This window comes from Tenacibaculum sp. SZ-18 (assembly GCF_002813915.1).
In the GTDB taxonomy this organism is placed as follows: Bacteria; Bacteroidota; Bacteroidia; order Flavobacteriales; family Flavobacteriaceae; genus Polaribacter.
Genome location: NZ_CP019335.1, coordinates 2,724,164 through 2,744,497, shown reverse-complemented (window position 1 = coordinate 2,744,497; position 20,334 = coordinate 2,724,164). Strand labels below are relative to the sequence as shown.

Genomic DNA, 20,334 nt, shown 5'->3' with positions numbered 1-20,334 from the left:
GCCTAAGGTTTAATGTAAAATACGTTTTATTCACTTTTACACAGTATTGTGCTTATTTATTTCCATTTACAGAATTAAATATTTCTTTATCCAAAGACTTTTTCTCAATATCAAATATTAGGGTAATCAACTTACGTTCTTGGGTGTTAATATTATCAAGAAATCTATCAAAAGTAATACTATCCTTTTCTATAATGGGAGCAGTTATTGAATAATTGAATATTGTTTTTTGAAGATTCTTATAATCTAAAAAGCTTTTGGTGTGTTTCGAAATTCCATCAGTTTGTTTGTAAACTTCAGGGTAAATGCCTATTAAACTTGTTAATGTGGTAAACAAGATGAAATATGCCTTTAAATAATTGTTACAAGAACTCCAACCCTGTTGTATGATAAGAAATACTAATATTGCTGTAATTGCTGACATGAACGGAAACATTGTAAATAAAGCATATTTGTTCTTAGAAAGCTTTTGTATTAAGTCTATGTGAAGCGATTTGTTGACTTCTATTATTGAAATTTTTTTTAATAAAATGTTTACCTGATCATCTTTTAAAAAGTTGCTTGAGGCAGTTTTTGTGAGCTGAATATTTTCTTTATATTCTTTATCTAAAAAAGTCAGATACGTTTTACTCAGCTCTTCAAATTTTTTGAGGTTAGTTTTAAAACTAATAACTACAAGTATTAGAATTAATAAAATAGAAAGGGTTATCAACAACCATTCTGGAAAACTCTTTATTTTATCTACTAACTTCATTTTTTCTGTATTAAGCTCAATTCGTCATATTATTACTAACGCACTTGTTCATCAATGTAATTTTCAAAATAACGTGAATTATAGCATTTTTTTTAGTGTTTCTATTTTTCGGGGTATTCTCAAAAATATTGAAAATATATTTATCTCCAAAAACTTTTGCACAGTTTGAGATACTGATTAAAGTATTATATAGATGGTTTAGATTTTTTTACTGATGTAACTGTAACTAATGTGTTACAACATGATCATCCTTGTATTTAAGGACTTCAACGACTCTCGGATCATAAAATAGATTATTAACTTTTAAGGCAAAATGTCCTTTCTCATTTAAATATTGAAACCTTACAATTGAATTATTTGGAATCTCACCCTGATAAATATAAATATCTACTCCTTGAATCATTCTTGTTTTATAGCCTTTAGAATTGAGATAAAACATTATGTCTCCTCTTAGACTTATTGACCAATTGTTTTGAAGGTTTTTACAAATCTCTTGAATTGATTCCCTTGTTATTCTTTGGATATAACACTGAAATCCATATTAATTATAGCTATTGTTGTTAGTAGGCTTTTCCAGTAAAAAGGAAACCAAATAAACCATGATTAAGTAGTAACATTTAATATCGTTTATTATTAAATTATAACTATCGATGAATGGATCAAATTACAGTCAATACTTAATCATTATTTAATGGGGTTACTAACTCTATTTTTTGCTGTTTCCCTCTAAGAGTAATATTACCAACAGATTTAAATTCTTTATCTAGAAATTTTAGATCTATTTGTTTCATTAAGTTATTAGATAGTAATATATCGGTGTTCATTTCTTTACAAAGTGATTGTATCCTAGAAGCCGTATTTAAAACATCTCCAGAATACACAATTTCTCTTTTTACAATTCCCATTTCACCAGTAATGACATGACCAAAATGTAATCCAGCTTTAAATAGAGGTTGTGTTCCGTAGGTCTCATCAAAATAAACGGATTGTTCCTTTAGTAGTTCGATTATTTCAAAATAGCAACGAATACAATTTGCTTTGTTAACTCCTTTTTTTATCAGCCAGCTAATTACTATTTCATCACCGACATACTGGTAAATTTCCCCTTGCGTAAGTAATATTCCAGGAGTTGCTATTCTAAAAGTGTCATTTAAGAAATTGAAATAGCGTTCCTCTCCAAGCCTTTCAGCGATTGCAGTGGACGATTTTAAATCCATAAACATAAAGATGCGCTCTTCGCGTTTTGGCCTTAGGTATTTTCCTTTTAAAAAATTAACAAATGTAATTGGGCCGAATTTATCCCTAATGAATAAAAATAAAATGGTCATTAACGTAACGACCAGCCAATATATATAGTTGACCAACAGTACGAGATTAAATGCCTCTTTAAATTTAAGTACAAATATTTCTGTATCCATTGCTTGTTTTGAGCTATTTAGCTCCGTCAATACTACTTCCAAAGGACGAAAAATAAAAAAAACAAAGGAGTAGAATAGTAAAATATAAAACATGGCTTTGAAGTAGACGATTCTTCTCAGCCAACGTTCCCAAAGAAATACTAAACTGGTTCCAATAATCGAACCTGCAGAAATAATGATTAGAATACTTGATACTATTCCTTCATTTAATTCTAGAGAATCCGTATTTACGGCATAGGTTTCAAATAATATAAATAATCGTATTAAAGTCCAAATTAAAGTTATCCATAAAACGGTTATTATTTTTCCTTTAATGCTATAATGAGAGAGTTTTTGTCTTATACTTGCGAACATACTCGTGGATGATTTTAAATACCTGTAAATTAATTCACATTTCTTACAACGTATTTGTGTTTGATTTTTTGCAGGAAAAGGACGCGAGTCGATTTCCTATGTTTCGGAAAGATAATTAATAAGATTGAATTTCCGCTGAGGAAATTTAGCTGCAATGAATCATAGCCATTGTTAGTAGCTGGGTTTTTATTTTATTAAATTCTCCATTTCATTTTGTAGTCTCTTTTCTGCACCCATTATATCTAAAATCAGCATCTTAAGAATCTCCTTTTTTGTTCTATCCGTTTCCTCAAAGTTTTGGAATATAAACTCAGTATGTTTCTCGATCCTTTTTATTAAATTCTGTTTCCGATAATCTACGTCAGCAAGGGCAGATAGCCTATTGTATTCAATCAATTCGATTTTGGTATTCGCTATGGCGTTCCATGCATTGGTTTTAATTGGAGGCGAGTGAATTCCGTTTGCTTTTATTATTATTTGGTACACTGAAATTCGATCATTATTCAAGTATACATTGATTGTGTCGACAGAAGCTTGGTGTTTGGGTAAAACTTTTTTAATATGATCAATGTTTTCTTTCAACTCGTTCTGAATGGAAGAATAAACTTGATTTAGATATTTCTTTTCCTTTCTTTCATCATTCCAGTTATTTATGAATAATGCGATTAAAATTCCAATCATAACTGTCAAAATCTCCTTTATTAAGTGCTTTATTCCTTTCATAAATAATTCCTTCTTTATATTGGATTTTTTCGCTGTCTAGTTCTGAAATATGGCTACAGGTTAAAATTTGATTTAGGCTGTTAATTTGTATGCCATATTCGGTGTTTTATAGTCTAAAGATACGTGTACTCTTATTTGGTTGTATAGATTGATTGCACTTTTTGCAGCTCTTTTTGCATGTGTCACATTATCAAAATCATTTAGGATATTTTGAGTTTATGAGCACCTTCTCTTGGTAAGGATTTATGTTTTTTATTCACAATTTGAATAACCTGTTGTTCTATCTTTAAACGTCTGTCAGCTCTGTGTTTATATTTGTAATATGCATCACGTTTAAGTCCGAAACAGTTAGTTATAGTTGTCAAAGACGCAAATCCTTTAGCTTTGATTTTAGATGTAATTAACGCTCTATATTTAGCTTTTTTTTTAGTTCTGCTACAGATTTATAACCAAGGTTTTCTGCAGCAACTTCTAGGTATGAATCTTGAATCATAGCATCCAAGTCTTTTTTTAACAAGAGTTTTTTTTGTTGTTCAATCTCTTTTTGAAGCTGTTTAATTCTGGTTATTTCATCCTTAGTTTTCACGGTTATTCTGGTGTTCATAAGGTCTTTACGGTTATACTTTTTGATCCATTCATTAATGGTAGTTGGAGCAATACCATATGCCTCACCTAATTGATATTTGTTTAATTTTCCAGTTGTAAGTTCGTCTAAAATTTTCAATTTAAAAGGTTCTGAATAACGTCTGATGACTTTGTCGTTTTTATACATAATGTTTAAAATTATGTAGCCTTTATGCAGGACGGGTCAATATTGTTGCCAACGTTTTAGTTATGAGTAGTTGAGTGGTTTATCACTAAACATTGCAGGTATTTAACAAATTGAAAATCCATTAAGGTTTTCAAAAATAGGCGAGAACCAGCAATTATTTATAGCCATTGTTGTAAGCAGTTATTCTATAATTTTAGTTTCTAATTTTTCTTCAATTATTTTTCCATTCTTCTCTTGAACGTAATAGGAAAATGATTTAGAGTCCGTTGAAACACTTTCGGTGGCCAAATCATTGATAAAAAGAATACCAGAGTTGTCATCACAAGCATATCCACTAGATAATTTTTTCTTTAAAATATTTTCATGATATAACGGCTTTCGAGACTTTTCTGAATGATAATGAGGACAATGACTGTAATTTAAAAAGCTAAGTCCATTTACTATAGTTAATTCTTTAGGTCTAGAATCAGTTGTTCCAGCGTTGAACCAACACAATGAACCTGCACTACCTCCTGCCAGTACGATCCCTTTTTCATAAGCTTTTTTAAGTGCTAAATCTATTCCTTGTGCTTTCCATATAGCCAACATATTTAATGTATTTCCGCCTCCTACAATGATTGCGTCCATATTCAATAGTATTTCTTCGAACGACTCCTTTTGAGTACTTGAGTTAATCCATACTTCCATAACCTTTGGGATCAACTTCAAGTCAGAACATAATTGATACCAGTAGTTAATATAATATTGATTATCGCCTGTTGCAGTTGGCAAAAAGCATATTTTCGGATTTTCTTTGCCTGTCAATTCAGCAGTATACTTTATAAACTCTTTGGTTATTTGACCGCCATAAACAAATAATTTCTTGTCATTTTGCCCGAAAGTTAATAGGCTAGAACATATTAGTAATAAAAGTAAAAATCTCTTCATATTGTTGATTTTAATTTCGATTATCGTCAAGTTTTTTATTAATGTTTTTAGTTCCCATATTGCTCTTGACGGCTGCTAAAGTCTTAAGGAATTTTTTGATTTCTATAGGGATTGCTATGGTTTAGTTTAAGAATAGTAAGGGGTTAAAACGCACTTATATTTCTGTTTTGTACTTAGCTAAATTTAGAATTTTATCGTTATTTTTCTTTTGACCATCAAATTATTAATTTAACTGACTTTGTTTTATTATTTATATACTTTATTAGCAAACGTATTTATTTCTTATCTTTTACAGCTTTTTCAGTTTTTTTAATATGCTTCTTAATATCCCAAGTTATATTCCAATTACTTATGTAACCTTCAATTGGTCCAAGTCCAACTTTTGCTCGTCTTTTATCTACATTTTCAGGGTCAATTAAAGGCAAAACAAAGTATTCTCCAGTTTCTTGGTCTCGACCAATCTGACTTCCGTAAATTTGTTTTCCACCTTTTCTTAATGATACTCTATCTTCTAAAAGTGCTAAACTACTCGCCCTTGCATTTCCATTTTTTACAGCTTCACGCATCATTGGTAAATATCTTTCTTGAACTTTTAAAGGTGAATGTTGGATTACAAGAAATAATGTTGAGTTTCCCTGATTACCAATTATTTTTGAACTTAACCAACCTCTTTCGTCAAGAATTTTTTGAACTTTAATTAAATTGATTGCGTCTTTTTCGTTAATCAGCTCCCAATGTTTTTTCATTTCGTCAGAATCACGACCATATTTTTCCTCGATTTTTCCAATTTGTTTTCTATAGGTTTGGTCTTCTCTATAAATTGTATCAAGAATAGCTACAAGAGGTTTGTCTAAATCCTCTTCGGCTTCATCTTTATTTACTTTTACTAATTTAATTAGCTTTTCCCATTTTGCATCATTATGAAGTGAATTCAAGTCTGAATCTGTAGTGATATGATTATAGTTTTTGTATTTTATTCTAGGATGTTCAGCTGAATAAATTAAATGATAAAATGCCTTTTCCGAATCTCCTGCCAAAGCAAAAGCACAAGCTGCATTATATCTATCTCTAGGATAAGCTTTTCCTTCATTAGAATCAAATGCGTTTTGATATGCAGTTGCTGAATTTTTATAGTCTTTAGCGTTATATAAAGAATCTGCTGTATTTATAAGTGCCTTATACTTAGTCATATCTTTTTGCCCAAATGCAAAATTCGATATTAATATTACGATTACTGCCGTTAAAATTATTCTTTTCATGCTATTTGTTTTTATTTTTGCTAAGGTTCTTGGTTATGCTTTCGTTACGGAATGCTACGCGAGTATCATTCTGATGTAACCATAAAGTTAGCAAAAAGGTTCGAAATTCCGATTAGAAATTTCAGCCGTAATTAATTATATCCTTCTTAAGTTGAATAGATTATCGTTGTTTTTTACCTCAGTTCTTTGTTGTAGAGTGTTTTTATTCTTCATTCCATCGTTCTAAATCCTCAACTGGACTAGGAAGTCTACCTTCAATCCATTTCATAAGTGCTTCTGGGTTAAACTTTTTATCTTTTGTTTCTATGACCCATGAGAGAAAATCATATGGGCCACCATTCATGTAGGGCGGAGGAGAAACTGGATAAAATATTGTTGGTAGTCTCTCTTCAATTGACAAGTAGTTCATCACGTGTCCAAATTCCTGAACCACATTCCAAGCCAATTGATTTTCTATGTCAAGTGAAAATTTTATCCACCAAAACCCATCTTCGTCACCATATGATATTGGTATCTGAACGGAAGGTACTTTTCTAGGTATTCAATCAATGTTTTAAATGCTCTTTCGTTCATTATGTTTACTAAAATTGGATTGGTTTATGGAACAAACATTTATCAACTACTTCCTCAACTGAAGGGTTATAATTAGATATATCGGCTCTCCTTGCGTTATGATTCTCTGGATAAAAAAATAGATTAGAACCATTTGGATGAGGAACATTTTTGTCAAACATTTCTGTCAATATATCAATATCTTCTTCTGTACTATCACATGCAACAATTCTTCTCCCAATATCAATTAATTTCTCTCGTGTCATATTCTTCTAATACTCTACAATGTTTTGACTAAGCTGCGTTTTAATGCAGTTTAGGTGGTGTTATCTGTATTCTTCTATTTTAAATTTCTTCTGTTTTTGTAAAGTCTTACCTGCAATTTTCTCAATCGAGATGACTTTTTTACAAATCCGTAATTTATCAGTCAGTTGCTCTGTTATTAATTTCAATCTGACTTTCTGCTTGTTATCAATCAAATTCTGATATGTATATTCCGTAATTGGTGCATAGTCTTTGGCAGTCAAATAAACAATGAAGGTGGAATCAGAGTCAGTTTTAAGGTATATAAAGGGACTTTTTACTAAATCGTGTTTTTCTAATAATTCAATATGAGACGTTCCTATTGAATCCTGTTTTCTAAGTTCTTCAATCCCAAGGCTATCTCTTAACTCGGTATAATTTTGATAGAGGCTATCAGGTTGTTGATAAAAGCTACCTAGTTTCAACCAAGTATAATATAGGTCGCCTTCTAAATTTGGTTTTTCTTCTGGTTTGGTTTGACAACCTAATACAACTAAAACTGAGCCTATAATTATTATTAAGTTTTTCATTTATTTCTTATTACAGATAACGTGATTGTATAAGATTAGTTGCGTGGTTTAAGTACCTAATTTAGCAAATACAAACCGAATATAAAATCCGCGAGGATTTTCAGAAGTAGGCGAGAACAAGCAATTACTTATAGCCATTGTTGCCAGTAGTTTTTATTCGTTTATAAATTTTTCAAATTCCGATTTATTTATTTTCTGCTCTATTCTTGGTTTTTCAATTTTTAGTTGTCCATTTTCCGAAACGGAAGCAACTTTATCATTAGGTTTCTCCATAAAATATGCGAACGAGTTATCGGTAAAATCATATTCTGACCATACATAAATATCTTTTTTGTTTTCATTTTTGTAATAGTCAGTTTCAGATTTTGCATTTAAAACTCCATATTCAACAATTTTTTTAAAATGTCCATTTTTTGAATTTTCATTATACCAAACTAGTTCGAATTGCTCTGACCATTCAGGAATATACTTTAGATTGCCTGATATTTGTGGGATTCCTAATTTCAATCGTTCCGAATTGTATTCAACTCCGTGAGTTTTATTTAAGGGAATGAAATAAGTGTAAGCAGATTTAATTCCAATTATTATTAAAAGAATAAAACAATATTCAAGAACCTTTTTTCCAACTTTTTTTAAAGAAAACTTAAATTCTTCCTTATCACTTTTATAATCTAAATAATATGCTCTAGAAATCGCAACAATAAAAATTGCTAGAAGTATTAATGTATATTCCATTTTTTCAAATTACTGGCAACGTTTTGGCTAAGCTGCGTTTTAATGCAGTTTAGGTTTTGTTGGCATTAGTTTTTTATTTTTTCAATCGCATGGTATTGTATAGGACTTTATCAATTTCATTTGCCCGTTCACATTTGCAACGAAATAGGTCGAATAATCTTCTGGATATGGGAAGTTCTTATCTTCAAACTCAAATTTTTTGAATTCTCCTGTCTGCTTTAAGTTCTTAGGTAGATTTTCTGTGGTTAGAAAAAGCATGTTATCAATCATAAAATATCCTTTATATTCTGCTTCTCCAACATCACTCGCCATTGTCAAATGGTAGACGTTTTCCTGCCATTCAAACAATGTCCAATGCAGAGCGCTTAAGTTTGAACTTAGACACTTTTTTTCGCTCTTAACTAGTGAATCTAATAGAGAATAGAGTACACTATCCATGACTTCAAATTCTTTGAGTTCGAGTTTTACTTTATGTGTTCCTGTCCAATCTTCAGAAGTATCTTTTAAGGTGCCATCTGCGATTCCGTCCAATTTGGTTGCTTTTGTGTCAACCTTAACTATTTTGTTTGATGATGGTTGAAGTTGGATAGTGTCTTCCGCATTAACACGGATTGTATTTTCATTGCTAGACTTATTGCCTTTACAACCTATCATCGCTATTGCTAAGAAAACTATTATGAAGATTTTTGTATTCATCAAATTAATGCCAACGATTAGTATATGGCAAGTAGGGCAGAAGAAAGCGATAGACTTTCAAGTTTGCACTGAGCCAAAACGTTGTATTTTATTTTTAATTTATTCATTTTTAAAAGCCAAATCAACGATTTGGCGGTATTGATAATAGCACTGAACTTTTGTTAACCACTGAAAGCCCTATTTGCTATATACATTGTTAGCACTAGTATTTATTCAATTATATTCATTTTACTTAGTGCTTTAATTGATACTTCTTGCCTTAAAGGATTGAAATCATCTCTAGCCATATCATTTAATCTTGGACTTATTTTGGTCGCGAAGTAATAAACATTACTTTCTTTCTCAACGAAACCTACAAACCAACCAACATCTTTCTCTCCATATACAGACAAACCTGTTTTACCGCTCAATGTGTAGGAATCAGTAGATTCGATTTTTAATATGATTTTGATAGTTTCATGAGTAGATTTTGAAATTGGTAACTGTTCTTCCTTTAGTCTTTTTAAGAAGTCAACTTGTTCAAATGGACTTATTTTAGAGGATCCCATTAACCAAAAATTATCTATGGTCTCTTCGCCTATGTCCATTTGTCCAAATTTTAGCTTTTTGACATATTTCTTCATTTCTTCTACTCCAATTTTTCTAGCAAGTTCTTGGTAGCAAGGAACACAGGATGTTTGAAATGCATCTTTTAATGATAGGTCTTGTTCCCAAACAGGAAGATATCTTTCAGTTCCATCCCATTTGAATATTGTTTTGTCATTTTCTAAAATATTTAATTCAAGTCCTATTATTGAATTTGGAATTTTAAAAGTTGAAGCTGGCAAATGTTGAACTCTTGATTCCGAAAAACTATTTGAGTAATAAGTGTTTTTTTTCTTGTCGTAAATTAGTATTGCTCCTTCTAAATCTGAAGAGTCTAAAATTGTTTGAAATTCAGGTACTACTACTTCTGCAGGGGTATCAAATTTTACGTCTTCCTTACTTTCCTTTGTTTTGCAGGAAAACATCAAAATAGGTAGTAGGGTGATAATTAAATATCGCATTTGTATTCTATTAGTGCTAACGTTTCGTGTAAGTTGCGTTTTAATGCAATTTACACGTTGTTGTTTGTAGTAAATATAGCTAAAATCTTATAGTTTCTGTTTTTATATTTACGTAGTCAGTCCAGGCGCTACATTCAGATTACTTTAAATCCACTTGTTTTTTCAAGATTATGAATTATATCAACCACAGACTGATATGGTTTGTTATCTGAAAAATGATTTTCTGCTTTGCTGTAAAACATTGATTTAAATAAAATTATCGTTTTAAAACTTGACATTGTCAAAAAAATCTTCTAATTTCGGCAAGCTTATTACGCTAGCATGCGTATTTGAAAGTGTAACTCTCATACGATGTCAATCGATAAGCTTGACTAAACTGCATTCTTACGTTTAGTTAATTTTAATCCTGTTTTACCTATCCTTGATCACAATCAAAAAGTGTATTTAAAAGCCAAAAGTTGGACTTATTACATACAACGTAATTGTGTATGAAAAGTTGCGATGATTTTTAGTAGCAATTTTTCATTCATTTTCATGATTTAAAAGTAAATATAATTTTTGATTTATAGAGAAAGAAGCAATTTTTTATACACGCTGTTAACTAATGTTGGAGAACACTAGCCAAAATTCAAAGCGTTTAGAAAATTTTATACTGAAAGCAAACGAGACAGAATGCAAATCTAAAGGTTTATAAGCAAGAACAATTGTCAGCCAATAAAAGATAAATAGTTACAAGCCTTACTTGCATTTAGTTTGCGTATTTTAAGTTTTGTAAAAAGCCTTTTTTTAGAAAAAGAACGGATCAGAACGTTCAGCGAGAATTGGCTAAAATTACGATGAGGTTCTACTCAAAAGTAAAAAGTGAGCCAAGTTATCGGAACAAGCCAGAGACTTTTCAAACACAAAACAAGAACCGACAATCACGAAATTAGGAGATTGGCAAATGATCTAAACCATCAAACGTTTAGTTCTCTAAAAAAAGGACGAAGCTGGAATTACTGTTGAAAAGTACAATTTTACAACTGACTTTGATTTATCTAAAAGAGAACTTCACATAATTCTCGACAATGATAGTTAACGGTCTCGGCTATGATTTCGTTGTGGAATCATCCGCAGGATTATTCCACCGAAATCCAGCCGTTTGATTTATACTTTTACTTTGGTGTGGCACAAAACCACAATGAATTATAGCCATTGTTAGGCACAGTTATTTTAATTCCAACCTGGTCCGAGTTTTTCATTCGGTTCAGGTTCAATTATATTCATATGATTCAATTCCATTGGATTTTCTCCTCTTTTTATTCTTTTATGCATATCAAGTAGAGTAGTGAAAAGAAATATTATTCCCTCATTTTTCTTGTCATTCTCTAATTTTAATTTCGTTAATGCCTTTTGAGATGCTTCCCAAAAATATTTTCGATTTGCAGGTGTAAATGACCTTAAATCAAAATTGAACATTATGTCCTCGTTATCTCGAAAAAATCCACCGTAACCATTGTATTCATCTCCATTTTCTTCTCGAAACACAAACTTTTCTAAGTATGTATAAAATTCCTCGGCTCCATTTATGTTCTTAAGTTCGTTGGTTATTAAATCTAACATATATGACATTCCAGACCAACGTCTTGCAAATCCTCTTCCGTCTTCTAATGTCCAAAATGCTGATGCCATAATTTTGTTTCTAATTGTGCCTAACGTAATTGTGTATGAAAAGTTGCGATGATTTTAGTAGCAATTTTTCATTCATTTTCATGATTTAAAAGTAAATATAATTTTTGATTTATAGAGAATGAAGCAATTTTTTATACACCCTGTTAACTAATGTTGGAGAACACTAGCCAAAATTAAAAGCGTTTAGAAAATTTTATACTGAAAGCAAACGAGACAGAATGCAACTCCAAACGGTTTCAAACAAGCACAATTGTCAGCCAATAAAAGATAAATAGTCACAAGCTTACTTGCATTTAGTTTGCGTATTTTAAGTTTTGTAAAAAGCCTTTTTTTAGAAAAAGAACGGATCAGAACGTTCAGCGAGAATTGGCTAAAAATACGATAAGGTTCTACTCAAAAGTAAACAGTAAGCTAAGTTATCTGAACGAGCCAGAGACTTTTCAAACACAAAACAAGAACCAACAATCAAGAAATTAGGAGATTGGCAAATGATCCAAACCATAAAACGTTTAGTTCTCTAAAAAAAGGACGAAGCTGGAATTATTGTTGAAAAGTACAATTTTGCAACTGACTTTGATTTATCAAAAAGAGAACTTCACATAATTCTCGACAATGATAGTTAACGTTTAGTATATGGCAAGTAGGGCAGTAGAAAGCACTGAACTATCGGGTTTGCTCTGAGCCAAAACGTTGTATTTTGTTTTTAATTTATTCATTCTTAAAAGCCAAATCAACGATTTGGCGGTATTCGTAAATAGCACTGAACTTTCGTAAGCCACTAGATGCCCTATTTGCTATATACAGTGTTGTAAAGCGTTTTATTTTGTTAAATAAAAGAACTCTCTTTCTAATTCGTGTTTTAGCCTTTTAGTACTTCTTTTCATTATAAAGTATGGTATTCCCATCATAAAAGCAGCATGTATAATAATGAAAGGAAAAGCAAATCCTGGGGCATTTCCCCCAATTTCATCTGCTGACAAAAATCCAACAATGAATACACCATAAATAATGATGCAAAAAATATAGAAAGGAATCATCATTCCATGAAATCCATTTATTTCTGTATCAATAATCAGCTTGTCGTCTTTTTGACTATACGTGCCTTTAGCGACTGCCATATTCATATTCATGTCAAAGAATTTTCTTCTTCTTTTTATTTTGAATCCATTAAAGCTAACTTCTCCTTTGTATTCATTCTTGCTGGACGAAAAAACGTCAAAAGTGTCCGAGAAAATCCCTGTACTTCCTTCGTCCACATGATTTCTTAATTTATTTACAAAGTCATTTTTTTGAATTATTAGTTCTGTTTGTAAATAATCAATAAGTTTTAGTTTTTTTAAGAGTTCTTTCATTTTCTGTATTCAATGCTTTACAACGGTTCGTATAACCGTCAGTTACGGGATTAAAGTTACTATTTTTCGGTTAAGCAGAAACGTTAACAATTCTGAGTGGATTCTGGCGAAATCGAATCCGCCGTAATTGCGGTTATACATTGTTGTGAGAAGTATTTTATTCATTAATAATTTCAAAATCAGTTCGACGATTTTCTTTTCTCCCTTTTTCATTTAAAGGAGCGTTTGGTCGGTCGTTTTTAACATCAAGTATTTCAATCCGATTTTTTTTAATTCCATTCTTAATCATAATCATCTGAACAAATTCAGCCCGCTTGAGTGATAATTCAGGATTGTTTTTTAATTCAAATTTATCCAAGTTACCAATTATCCGAATTCTTAAATTCTCGTTTTTAAGCATAGCTCCAATTGCGCAATAAGCAAATTCTAACTTCTCTGTTGTAAAGCAATTCTGGTTGAAGTAAATATTACTCTCAAAATTAATATCACTTATAATTCCTTGCTTTTCTAATTCTGCTTTTTGTTCCCGCTCACTTTCTCTAATTGCAAAAATACTATCTGATTTTGAAACTAAATACTCGGTCGATTTTTTTTCAATTTTATTTGCATTCACGCAATTTTTTTTCATTCTAACGCAAGCTGAAATAATGGTCAAAATTAATAATGCAAAGAGTTTTTTCATATTGCTCACAACGGTTTCGTATAACCGTTAGTTACGGGTTAAATTAGTTATTATTTTCTTTTTTATTCACTAGCGTTAGCAATTCCGAGTGGATTTGGACGTAGTCGAATCCGCCGTAATTGCGGTTATACTTTGTTGTGCTTTGTGCTTAATCAATTCTGTTATTTTTGTTTTTTCTTAAATTCTAAATTATTGAATATAAAAATAGCATCATTCTCATAATTTTTATAGTACTTAATCTCAGATGAGTAACTGAATTTATATATAAAATCACTATGCTTGAAATAAAAAAATGTTTTTTTATAATGTTTAAAATTCCAATTATGTTCGTATTCAAACCTATAAGTTTCTCCATATTTTGTGCTTTCTTTTGAGAGTTTTTGAGAGTCAATTTTTACTATATTATTCAACCTTTCAACGTCCTCTTGAACAAAGTTGTTGAGAGAGCTCTCTTTATTACCAGTTAATTTTAACTCGTAAATTCGTACTATGTTTTTATTAATGTCTTTTAGGTTTTTAGGGGAATAACCCAATAAGTCGTGAGAATCAAGAATAGGCTTCCAATTTTCGGGTAGTATTACATTGTAATGTGTTGATTCCTTAAAATTTTCATTTTTTTGTTCTAACATAATTTTCTTTTTAACTCCGCAATTTGTTAGAGTTATAAGTGAAATCAGAATGAAAGTAATCTTTTTCATAATTATTTTTTTAGGTATTAAGCACAACGTAATTGTGTATGAAAAGTTGCGATGATTTTAGCAGCAATTTTTCATTCATTTTCATGATTTAAAAGTAAATATAATTTTTGATTTATAGAGAATGCAGCAATTTTTTATACACACTGTTAACTAATGTTGGAGAACACTAGCCAAAATTCAAAGCGTTTAGAAAATTTTACACTGAAAGCAAACGAGACAGAATGCAAATCTAGATGTTTATAAACAAGAACAATTGTCAGCTAATAAAAGATAAATAGTCACAAGCCTTACTTGCATTTAGTTTGCGTATTTTAAGATTTGTAAAAAGCCTTTTTTTAGAAAAAGAACGGATCAGAACGTTCAGCGAGAATTGGCTAAAAAGACGATGAGGTTCGACTTAAAAGTAAAAAGTAAGCTAAGTTATCGGAACGAGCCAGAGACTTTGCAAACACAAAACAAGAACCGACAATCAAGAAATTAGGAGATTGGCAAATGATCCAAGCCATAAAACGTTTAGTTCTCTAAAAAAAGGACGAAGCTGGAATTACTCTTGAAAAGCAAAATTGTGCAACTGACTTTGATTTATCTAAAAGAGAACTTCACATAATTCTCGACAATGATAGTTAACGTTTAGTGTAAAATGTGTTTTAATGCATTTTTACACCTTGTTACCCAACGTTTTTTATCATTTCGTTTATTCTATTTTCCGCTTCTGATTTTAAAATTCCATCATAATAATCACGAACAAATGGATGGTCAAAATCTTCATGAGGAAAAATTTCAGGTCTGTCATTTCCACTTTTTGTTATTACATCACAAGGAATTGACATAGTATCTCCGTATTCTGGAATATTGCTACAAAGCCAACCAAAATATCCAGTTTCGTGATTTTCATTGTTAAAATTTGCTTTATAATCTGAATAGCTTTTCTCGCTTAACGAAACCCAAAGTCCATAATCCAAGTTTTCACAAGTATCATTCACTTTTTGAGTCAGTGTTACTCTTATAAATCGATCAATTTGGTCTTCATAATGAATTTCGCAAAAGTCAGAGTCTAATTTACCAAGTTCACACTTTTCTTGGTCAGAAAGGAAATCATAATTTGCTGGCGATTTAAAAGCTAATGCTGGCCAGTCAGAATGCACGTTGCCACATTCAGAACAATTAAATTTAGTCGACTTATTTTTCTTCTTTTTCCAGAACATTTATAATTGGTTAAGCATCAAATTCTACATAATGGATCAATCTGTCGCATTTTTTTTCAAGACTGGGATATTGTGATGATACATCTTCCATAAATTCTTTAATCAGGAAAGCTTCCATAAAATATTCGAAACCTGGGCATTTCTTTTCTGTTATTTCAAAAGTTTTCCATTCTAATTCTTCTTCCGTTAAATTTAGTATTACCACTTCTGATTCTCGCGAAAAATCACCATCAATTCTTTTTACATAAAGAACGGCTTCCTCGTCTATTTCATCAATGTTCGTTATAAGTTCAATTAGTTTCATCTAATGTTGGGTAACGTTTTGTGTATGATTAGTTGCGATTTTTTTTACCAAATGTAAATAAAAATTATTGGTTTTTGTTTCAGGGAATACTTTTTAAAGTACAGTGAACCTAGCAATTAATTATACATTTTGTTGGCAGTAGGTTGTTTATTCATCATAATAATCGCTATCAAATGATATTTCTTTCTTTAATATTGGTATAAACTGTTCTCTGTCAATATATGTTATTTCTAAATTATGATTAAAGTAAATATTAGTTTCAGTCAAAGGGTCTCTAATTGGATTTTCTGTAATTAATTGAATTTCATTTTTTTCTTTTTTCGGTTTATTATTATCAATAGTTTTAAATTCTTCTTTTTCTGTTTTATTGTGGTTTTCTAAATAAGAAGTAATTTTAAACATTTTTATAAATTTCCGTTTTGTATTTCCGAAGTAGATTTTTATCCCATTAAACTCATAATTTGTTTTAACATCAAAATTGTTTTCCCTCCACAATTGTATGTCGAAAGTCAAATTAGAATTTCTAAATAAGTCTTTTTCTTTCCTAAGATTAACATACAACGTCAAATTATTCTTATCTACTTTATAGGGGAGTTTTTTTAAGTCAGAATTAACTATTGTAGTCAAAATGTAGTTAAGTGTTATCTTTAGTTTTGAATCATAGTTATCAATAAATTTCTTTGTTTGAAAAGAACTCGAAATAAAATAGATTAATATAATAATGAGGTGTTTTTTCTTCATGTGGAGCCATTTTTAAGACTTACTGCCAACGTAATTGTGTATGAAAAGTTGCGATGATTTTAGCAGCAATTTTTCATTCGTTTTTCATGATTTAAAAGTAAATATAATTTTTGATTTATAGAGAAAGAAGCAATTTTTTATACACGCTGTTAACTAATGTTGGAGGACACTAGCCAAAATTCAAAGCCTTTAGAAAATTTCACACTGAAAGCAAACGAGACAGAATGCAAATCTAAAGGTTTACAAACAAGCACAATTGTCAGCCAATAAAAGATAAATAGTCACAAGCCTTACTTGCATTTAGTTTGCGTATTTTAAGATTTGTAAAAAGCCTTTTTTTAGAAAAAGAACGGATCAGAACGTTCAGCGAGAATTAGCTAAAAATACGATAAGGTTCTACTCAAAAGTAAAAAGTAAGCTAAGTTATCAGAACGAGCCAGAGACTTTTCAAACACAAAACAAGAACCGACAATCACGAAATTAGGAGATTGGTAAATGATCCAAACCATAAAACGTTTAGTTCTTTAAAAAAAGGACAAAGCTGGAATTACTGTTGAAAAGTACAATTTTGAAACTGACTTTGATTTATCAAAAAGAGAACTTCACATAATTCTCGACAATGATAGTTAACGGCTCTGTATAAAGTTTGTTGCGTTGTTTTCACTTTAAAAGTAAGTAAATTATTACTAATTAGAAAGTTCGCTAGGACTTTCGCAAGTAGACTAAAAACAGCAATAAAATTTATACTTTGTTGGGTACAGTTAATATTTCACCTTTTTTTGTTATTTCAAATTTCAGCTCATTAAGCTTTCCATTTTCTCTAATATAAATTTTTAAAAGTTTCCCTTTTTTATAAATTAGTCTTTGAGTTAGTTCTCCTTTAGAGTTATAAAACTTTGAATCTCCGTGAGGTTTCCACCTTTTAATGTTTATTTTATATTTTACTTTCCCATTTTTATAATTGTCTGATATAAAACCATTTTTTGGACCATCTAACCAAAAGTTTCCACTTATTAAATAAATTTCTCCTAAATCAACAATGTCGTCATTACATTCAACTTTTATTTTTGTTATATAATGTCCAAAATATTTAAATGTAATTTCGTTAATTCCGTTTTCAGTACAAACTAGATTAATTATTCCATTATAGCTCATCCATTCGGTGGGTTCTCCGTTTATAAATATTTCAGCCCACGCAGCATTACCATATTCATCAAAAAGTTGTCCTTTGATTTTAGATTGTCCACTCGAAATTATAGAATAAGATAATATAAAAAAGGTCAATAGTATTTTTTTCATAATTGTACCCAACGTTCCGTGTATGGTGCGTATCCCGCAGGGTATGCACTATACACCGTGTTGTGGTGTCGTATTTTTTATTTTTTCAATTAGTTCTTTTCCAAAATCGGAACTCAACTCATCTGTCAATCCAGAATAATGGCAGTAATATAATTTGCCTGTTTGCTCGCCTTCTTTAATCGCAATAATTCCATCGTCAAATTCTGCTAGATGGTAGTAGTTACCATCATCAAGTCCAGTTGTATAGATTTCTGAAACTCCCAATATTCTGAATTGCTTAAAATCTAGTCCTTCGGTTTGCGTGATTAATTCAACATATCCGTCTGGAAGTTTTGAGTCAATAAGTCTCGTGTAATTTCCGAGAAATTCCGAGCCGATTGGATGCCATGACTCCTTGACATTATCAAACTCAGTCAGTTTGGAAATCCAACCAGTAAAGGTCGGGACTTCTTTTACTTTTTCCTTTTTGAAAGATGGTTGGGCGAAAGAGTCTGGGTCAGTATTGATTTTCTTGCTCGTTAATTCAAATGAATTAAATTTCATTATTGACTTTGGATTAGGTCTTATTTTCCAGCCCCAAAGTCGACCATCGTAGTTGTCAAATTCGACTGAATACTTTTCGTTATTGACCTTAAATCGAATCGTAGCAAGTTTGCTCTCATCTCTTCTATTATATCGCAATTCGTCCGATAGAGGATTGGTATTGTCTCCATAAAGTTCCACCGACATACTCTTTTCCCAATACTGTCTCCATTTTCGTTTGGGTTCGAAATATTCAACTTGTTTTTTAAGCTTGTTAGACAAATCTGGTTCAAAGAGGTCAAAAAGCTCTGTTAAGAGATTCTTTTCTAGTAAAGTAAATCCTTTGTTATTGAATTTTGGTCTTCTTCTATTTGTGGCAATGACAAGTCCCAGAAAAATCAGTCCGATTATTCCGCCAATTACTGCCAATATGATTAGTAGAGTTTTCATTTTACATTATGCACCACAACGTAATTGTGTATGAAAAGTTGCGATGATTTTTAGTAGCAATTTTTCATTCGTTTACATGATTTAAAAGTAAATATAATTTTTGATTTATAGAGAAAGAAGCAATTTTTTATACACGCTGTTAACTAATGTTGGAGAACACTAGCCAAAATTCAAAGCGTTTAGAAAATTTTACACTGAAAGCAAACGAGACAGAATGCAAAACTAAACGTTTTCAAACAAGAACAATTGTCAGCCAATAAAGGATAAATAGTCAAAAGCCTTACTTGCATTTAGTTTGCGTATTTTAAGATTTATATAAAGCCTTTTTTTAGAAAAAGAACGGATCAGAACGTTCAGCGAGAATTGGCTAAAAATACGATGAGGTTCTACTCAAAAGTAAAAAGTAAGCTTAGTTATCTGAACGAGCCAAAGACTTTTCAAACACAAAACAAGAACCGACAATCAAGAAATAATGAGAATGGCAAATGAGCCAAATCATCAAACGTTTAGTTCTCTAAAAAAAGGACAAAGCTGGAATTATTGTTGAAAAGTACAATTTTGCAACTGACTTTGATTTATCAAAAAGAGAACTTCACATAATTCTCGACAATGATAGTTAACGTTTTGGCTAAGCTGCGTTTTAATGCAGTTTAGGTTTTGTTGTAGCCTGTTTTTATTCTTTTTTTAAAAATGTGTTTTCTGTTCCCATGGAGTACTTAATAGCTTCTCCTTTTACTGTAAAATTAGTCTGATTTTCTGATGTTTTTACTAAAGCCAAAGCACTACCAGATTTATATCCTTCAACACAAGTCAACAACATAAAGCCTCTTTCACCAGGAATTTCAGCTAACATGTACTCATAAAAATCATCCTTTTTATCGGCTACATTGAGGCCTATTCCATATTGACGAAAACGAGTTCCTTTCCAAAATTCTATTTGGTCTTCAATGTCTTTTAGTGGAATCAATTTTATATTCTTTTCCATATAATTTATGCCATATTATATCATGATCCCTTGAAACCATTAGCCTAACATGTATAGTTCCTGGGAAAGTATTTTCATCAAACTCAACCTCAATTATGGGTATTCTATCAATATCATTCAAAATTAGAATGTCATTTTTTTGAACTTTTCCACTAAGAAGAATTCCTGTCAATAAGAGTCCTTCCTGTCCTTGGTTATAAAATCCATTATCAATTTTGACTTTATTCATTATTATTCTCTAATTGGCTACAACGGGTTCGTATAACCGTCAGTTACGGGTTAATATGCGTTAATTTTCGGCTTGGCACAGACGTTAGCAATTCCGAGTGGATTCGGACGTAGTCGAATCCGCCGTA

The 20,334-nt window shown here is 30.8% G+C and carries 25 protein-coding genes; all 25 read right to left on the bottom strand.

The genetic code is table 11. From position 1 onward, the window contains the following. Positions 1-52: 52 nt before the first annotated feature. A complete protein-coding gene (locus tag BTO06_RS12225) occupies positions 53-754 on the bottom strand; it encodes a hypothetical protein (protein WP_100925575.1) in 702 nt (233 codons plus the stop codon). Between the two features lie 226 nt (positions 755-980). Continuing rightward, positions 981-1,193 carry a hypothetical protein gene (locus BTO06_RS12220; protein WP_100925574.1) on the bottom strand — a complete coding sequence of 71 codons (213 nt, stop codon included), beginning with the start codon at positions 1,191-1,193 and terminating at the stop codon, positions 981-983. A 238-nt stretch (positions 1,194-1,431) separates the two neighbouring features. Continuing rightward, on the bottom strand, positions 1,432-2,526 hold the full coding sequence (locus BTO06_RS12215) for an adenylate/guanylate cyclase domain-containing protein (protein ID WP_100925573.1): 1,095 nt from the start codon (positions 2,524-2,526) through the stop codon (positions 1,432-1,434). Positions 2,527-2,712: 186 nt separating this feature from the next. Then, positions 2,713-3,249 (bottom strand): DUF6090 family protein, encoded by a 537-nt coding sequence (locus BTO06_RS12210; protein ID WP_100925572.1) that lies wholly within the window; start codon positions 3,247-3,249, stop codon positions 2,713-2,715. A 400-nt stretch (positions 3,250-3,649) separates the two neighbouring features. After that, positions 3,650-4,021: a transposase gene (locus BTO06_RS12205; RefSeq protein ID WP_100925571.1), complete on the bottom strand. Its 372-nt coding sequence runs from the start codon at positions 4,019-4,021 to the stop codon at positions 3,650-3,652. A 180-nt stretch (positions 4,022-4,201) separates the two neighbouring features. After that, positions 4,202-4,948 (bottom strand): peptidase E, encoded by a 747-nt coding sequence (locus BTO06_RS12200; RefSeq protein ID WP_100925570.1) that lies wholly within the window; start codon positions 4,946-4,948, stop codon positions 4,202-4,204. A 275-nt stretch (positions 4,949-5,223) separates the two neighbouring features. Next, on the bottom strand, positions 5,224-6,207 hold the full coding sequence (locus BTO06_RS12195; protein ID WP_232731454.1) for a DUF6624 domain-containing protein: 984 nt from the start codon (positions 6,205-6,207) through the stop codon (positions 5,224-5,226). Between the two features lie 202 nt (positions 6,208-6,409). Further along, entirely contained in the window at positions 6,410-6,652 is a 243-nt protein-coding gene (locus tag BTO06_RS12190) for a hypothetical protein (RefSeq protein WP_198517078.1), read from the bottom strand. A 136-nt stretch (positions 6,653-6,788) separates the two neighbouring features. Then, positions 6,789-7,025 carry a bacteriocin immunity protein gene (locus BTO06_RS12185; protein ID WP_100925569.1) on the bottom strand — a complete coding sequence of 79 codons (237 nt, stop codon included), beginning with the start codon at positions 7,023-7,025 and terminating at the stop codon, positions 6,789-6,791. 60 nt (positions 7,026-7,085) lie between these two features. Further along, a complete protein-coding gene (locus BTO06_RS12180) occupies positions 7,086-7,592 on the bottom strand; it encodes a hypothetical protein (RefSeq protein WP_100925568.1) in 507 nt (168 codons plus the stop codon). A 153-nt stretch (positions 7,593-7,745) separates the two neighbouring features. Continuing rightward, complete coding sequence (locus BTO06_RS12175) at positions 7,746-8,327, bottom strand: hypothetical protein (protein WP_100925567.1); 582 nt, start codon at positions 8,325-8,327, stop codon at positions 7,746-7,748. An 81-nt stretch (positions 8,328-8,408) separates the two neighbouring features. Next, complete coding sequence (locus BTO06_RS12170) at positions 8,409-8,858, bottom strand: hypothetical protein (protein ID WP_157811833.1); 450 nt, start codon at positions 8,856-8,858, stop codon at positions 8,409-8,411. Between the two features lie 374 nt (positions 8,859-9,232). Continuing rightward, entirely contained in the window at positions 9,233-10,075 is an 843-nt protein-coding gene (blaOXA, locus tag BTO06_RS12165) for a class D beta-lactamase (RefSeq protein WP_443081492.1), read from the bottom strand. Positions 10,076-10,203: 128 nt separating this feature from the next. Then, complete coding sequence (locus BTO06_RS18520; protein ID WP_157811692.1) at positions 10,204-10,347, bottom strand: hypothetical protein; 144 nt, start codon at positions 10,345-10,347, stop codon at positions 10,204-10,206. Between the two features lie 934 nt (positions 10,348-11,281). Continuing rightward, positions 11,282-11,740, bottom strand: a complete 459-nt coding sequence (locus tag BTO06_RS12160; RefSeq protein WP_100925564.1) for a hypothetical protein — start codon at positions 11,738-11,740, stop codon at positions 11,282-11,284. Positions 11,741-12,558: 818 nt separating this feature from the next. Continuing rightward, positions 12,559-13,092, bottom strand: a complete 534-nt coding sequence (locus tag BTO06_RS12155; RefSeq protein ID WP_100925563.1) for a hypothetical protein — start codon at positions 13,090-13,092, stop codon at positions 12,559-12,561. A gap of 157 nt (positions 13,093-13,249) precedes the next feature. Further along, a complete protein-coding gene (locus tag BTO06_RS12150) occupies positions 13,250-13,720 on the bottom strand; it encodes an OmpA family protein (protein ID WP_157811729.1) in 471 nt (156 codons plus the stop codon). Positions 13,721-13,935: 215 nt separating this feature from the next. Next, positions 13,936-14,472 (bottom strand): hypothetical protein, encoded by a 537-nt coding sequence (locus BTO06_RS12145; RefSeq protein WP_100925562.1) that lies wholly within the window; start codon positions 14,470-14,472, stop codon positions 13,936-13,938. A 668-nt stretch (positions 14,473-15,140) separates the two neighbouring features. Continuing rightward, positions 15,141-15,677, bottom strand: a complete 537-nt coding sequence (locus BTO06_RS12140) for a DUF2199 domain-containing protein (protein ID WP_100925561.1) — start codon at positions 15,675-15,677, stop codon at positions 15,141-15,143. Between the two features lie 10 nt (positions 15,678-15,687). Further along, positions 15,688-15,981 carry a hypothetical protein gene (locus BTO06_RS12135; RefSeq protein ID WP_100925560.1) on the bottom strand — a complete coding sequence of 98 codons (294 nt, stop codon included), beginning with the start codon at positions 15,979-15,981 and terminating at the stop codon, positions 15,688-15,690. A 147-nt stretch (positions 15,982-16,128) separates the two neighbouring features. Further along, complete coding sequence (locus BTO06_RS12130) at positions 16,129-16,722, bottom strand: hypothetical protein (RefSeq protein ID WP_100925559.1); 594 nt, start codon at positions 16,720-16,722, stop codon at positions 16,129-16,131. 741 nt (positions 16,723-17,463) lie between these two features. Beyond that, complete coding sequence (locus tag BTO06_RS12125; RefSeq protein ID WP_100925472.1) at positions 17,464-18,021, bottom strand: hypothetical protein; 558 nt, start codon at positions 18,019-18,021, stop codon at positions 17,464-17,466. Between the two features lie 48 nt (positions 18,022-18,069). Further along, positions 18,070-18,993, bottom strand: coding sequence for a hypothetical protein (locus tag BTO06_RS12120; protein ID WP_100925558.1), 924 nt, complete (start codon positions 18,991-18,993; stop codon positions 18,070-18,072). Between the two features lie 673 nt (positions 18,994-19,666). Beyond that, entirely contained in the window at positions 19,667-19,978 is a 312-nt protein-coding gene (locus BTO06_RS12115) for a hypothetical protein (protein WP_100925557.1), read from the bottom strand. Further along, positions 19,938-20,207, bottom strand: coding sequence for a hypothetical protein (locus tag BTO06_RS12110; protein WP_100925556.1), 270 nt, complete (start codon positions 20,205-20,207; stop codon positions 19,938-19,940). The genes BTO06_RS12115 and BTO06_RS12110 overlap by 41 nt, the downstream gene beginning before the upstream one ends. Between the last annotated feature and the right edge of the window lie 127 nt (positions 20,208-20,334).

Bases quoted from the DNA above. Each gene is read 5' to 3' on its own strand.
- BTO06_RS12225 (WP_100925575.1), bottom strand. From the start codon at position 754: ATGAAGTTAGTAGATAAAATAAAGAGTTTTCCAGAATGGTTGTTGATA.
- BTO06_RS12220 (WP_100925574.1), bottom strand. From the start codon at position 1,193: ATGTTTTATCTCAATTCTAAAGGCTATAAAACAAGAATGATTCAAGGA.
- BTO06_RS12215 (WP_100925573.1), bottom strand. From the start codon at position 2,526: ATGTTCGCAAGTATAAGACAAAAACTCTCTCATTATAGCATTAAAGGA.
- BTO06_RS12210 (WP_100925572.1), bottom strand. From the start codon at position 3,249: ATGAAAGGAATAAAGCACTTAATAAAGGAGATTTTGACAGTTATGATT.
- BTO06_RS12205 (WP_100925571.1), bottom strand. From the start codon at position 4,021: ATGTATAAAAACGACAAAGTCATCAGACGTTATTCAGAACCTTTTAAA.
- BTO06_RS12200 (WP_100925570.1), bottom strand. From the start codon at position 4,948: ATGAAGAGATTTTTACTTTTATTACTAATATGTTCTAGCCTATTAACT.
- BTO06_RS12195 (WP_232731454.1), bottom strand. From the start codon at position 6,207: ATGAAAAGAATAATTTTAACGGCAGTAATCGTAATATTAATATCGAAT.
- BTO06_RS12185 (WP_100925569.1), bottom strand. From the start codon at position 7,025: ATGACACGAGAGAAATTAATTGATATTGGGAGAAGAATTGTTGCATGT.
- BTO06_RS12180 (WP_100925568.1), bottom strand. From the start codon at position 7,592: ATGAAAAACTTAATAATAATTATAGGCTCAGTTTTAGTTGTATTAGGT.
- BTO06_RS12175 (WP_100925567.1), bottom strand. From the start codon at position 8,327: ATGGAATATACATTAATACTTCTAGCAATTTTTATTGTTGCGATTTCT.
- BTO06_RS18520 (WP_157811692.1), bottom strand. From the start codon at position 10,347: ATGTCAAGTTTTAAAACGATAATTTTATTTAAATCAATGTTTTACAGC.
- BTO06_RS12160 (WP_100925564.1), bottom strand. From the start codon at position 11,740: ATGGCATCAGCATTTTGGACATTAGAAGACGGAAGAGGATTTGCAAGA.
- BTO06_RS12155 (WP_100925563.1), bottom strand. From the start codon at position 13,092: ATGAAAGAACTCTTAAAAAAACTAAAACTTATTGATTATTTACAAACA.
- BTO06_RS12150 (WP_157811729.1), bottom strand. From the start codon at position 13,720: ATGAAAAAAAATTGCGTGAATGCAAATAAAATTGAAAAAAAATCGACC.
- BTO06_RS12145 (WP_100925562.1), bottom strand. From the start codon at position 14,472: ATGAAAAAGATTACTTTCATTCTGATTTCACTTATAACTCTAACAAAT.
- BTO06_RS12140 (WP_100925561.1), bottom strand. From the start codon at position 15,677: ATGTTCTGGAAAAAGAAGAAAAATAAGTCGACTAAATTTAATTGTTCT.
- BTO06_RS12135 (WP_100925560.1), bottom strand. From the start codon at position 15,981: ATGAAACTAATTGAACTTATAACGAACATTGATGAAATAGACGAGGAA.
- BTO06_RS12130 (WP_100925559.1), bottom strand. From the start codon at position 16,722: ATGAAGAAAAAACACCTCATTATTATATTAATCTATTTTATTTCGAGT.
- BTO06_RS12125 (WP_100925472.1), bottom strand. From the start codon at position 18,021: ATGAAAAAAATACTATTGACCTTTTTTATATTATCTTATTCTATAATT.
- BTO06_RS12120 (WP_100925558.1), bottom strand. From the start codon at position 18,993: ATGAAAACTCTACTAATCATATTGGCAGTAATTGGCGGAATAATCGGA.
- BTO06_RS12115 (WP_100925557.1), bottom strand. From the start codon at position 19,978: ATGGAAAAGAATATAAAATTGATTCCACTAAAAGACATTGAAGACCAA.
- BTO06_RS12110 (WP_100925556.1), bottom strand. From the start codon at position 20,207: ATGAATAAAGTCAAAATTGATAATGGATTTTATAACCAAGGACAGGAA.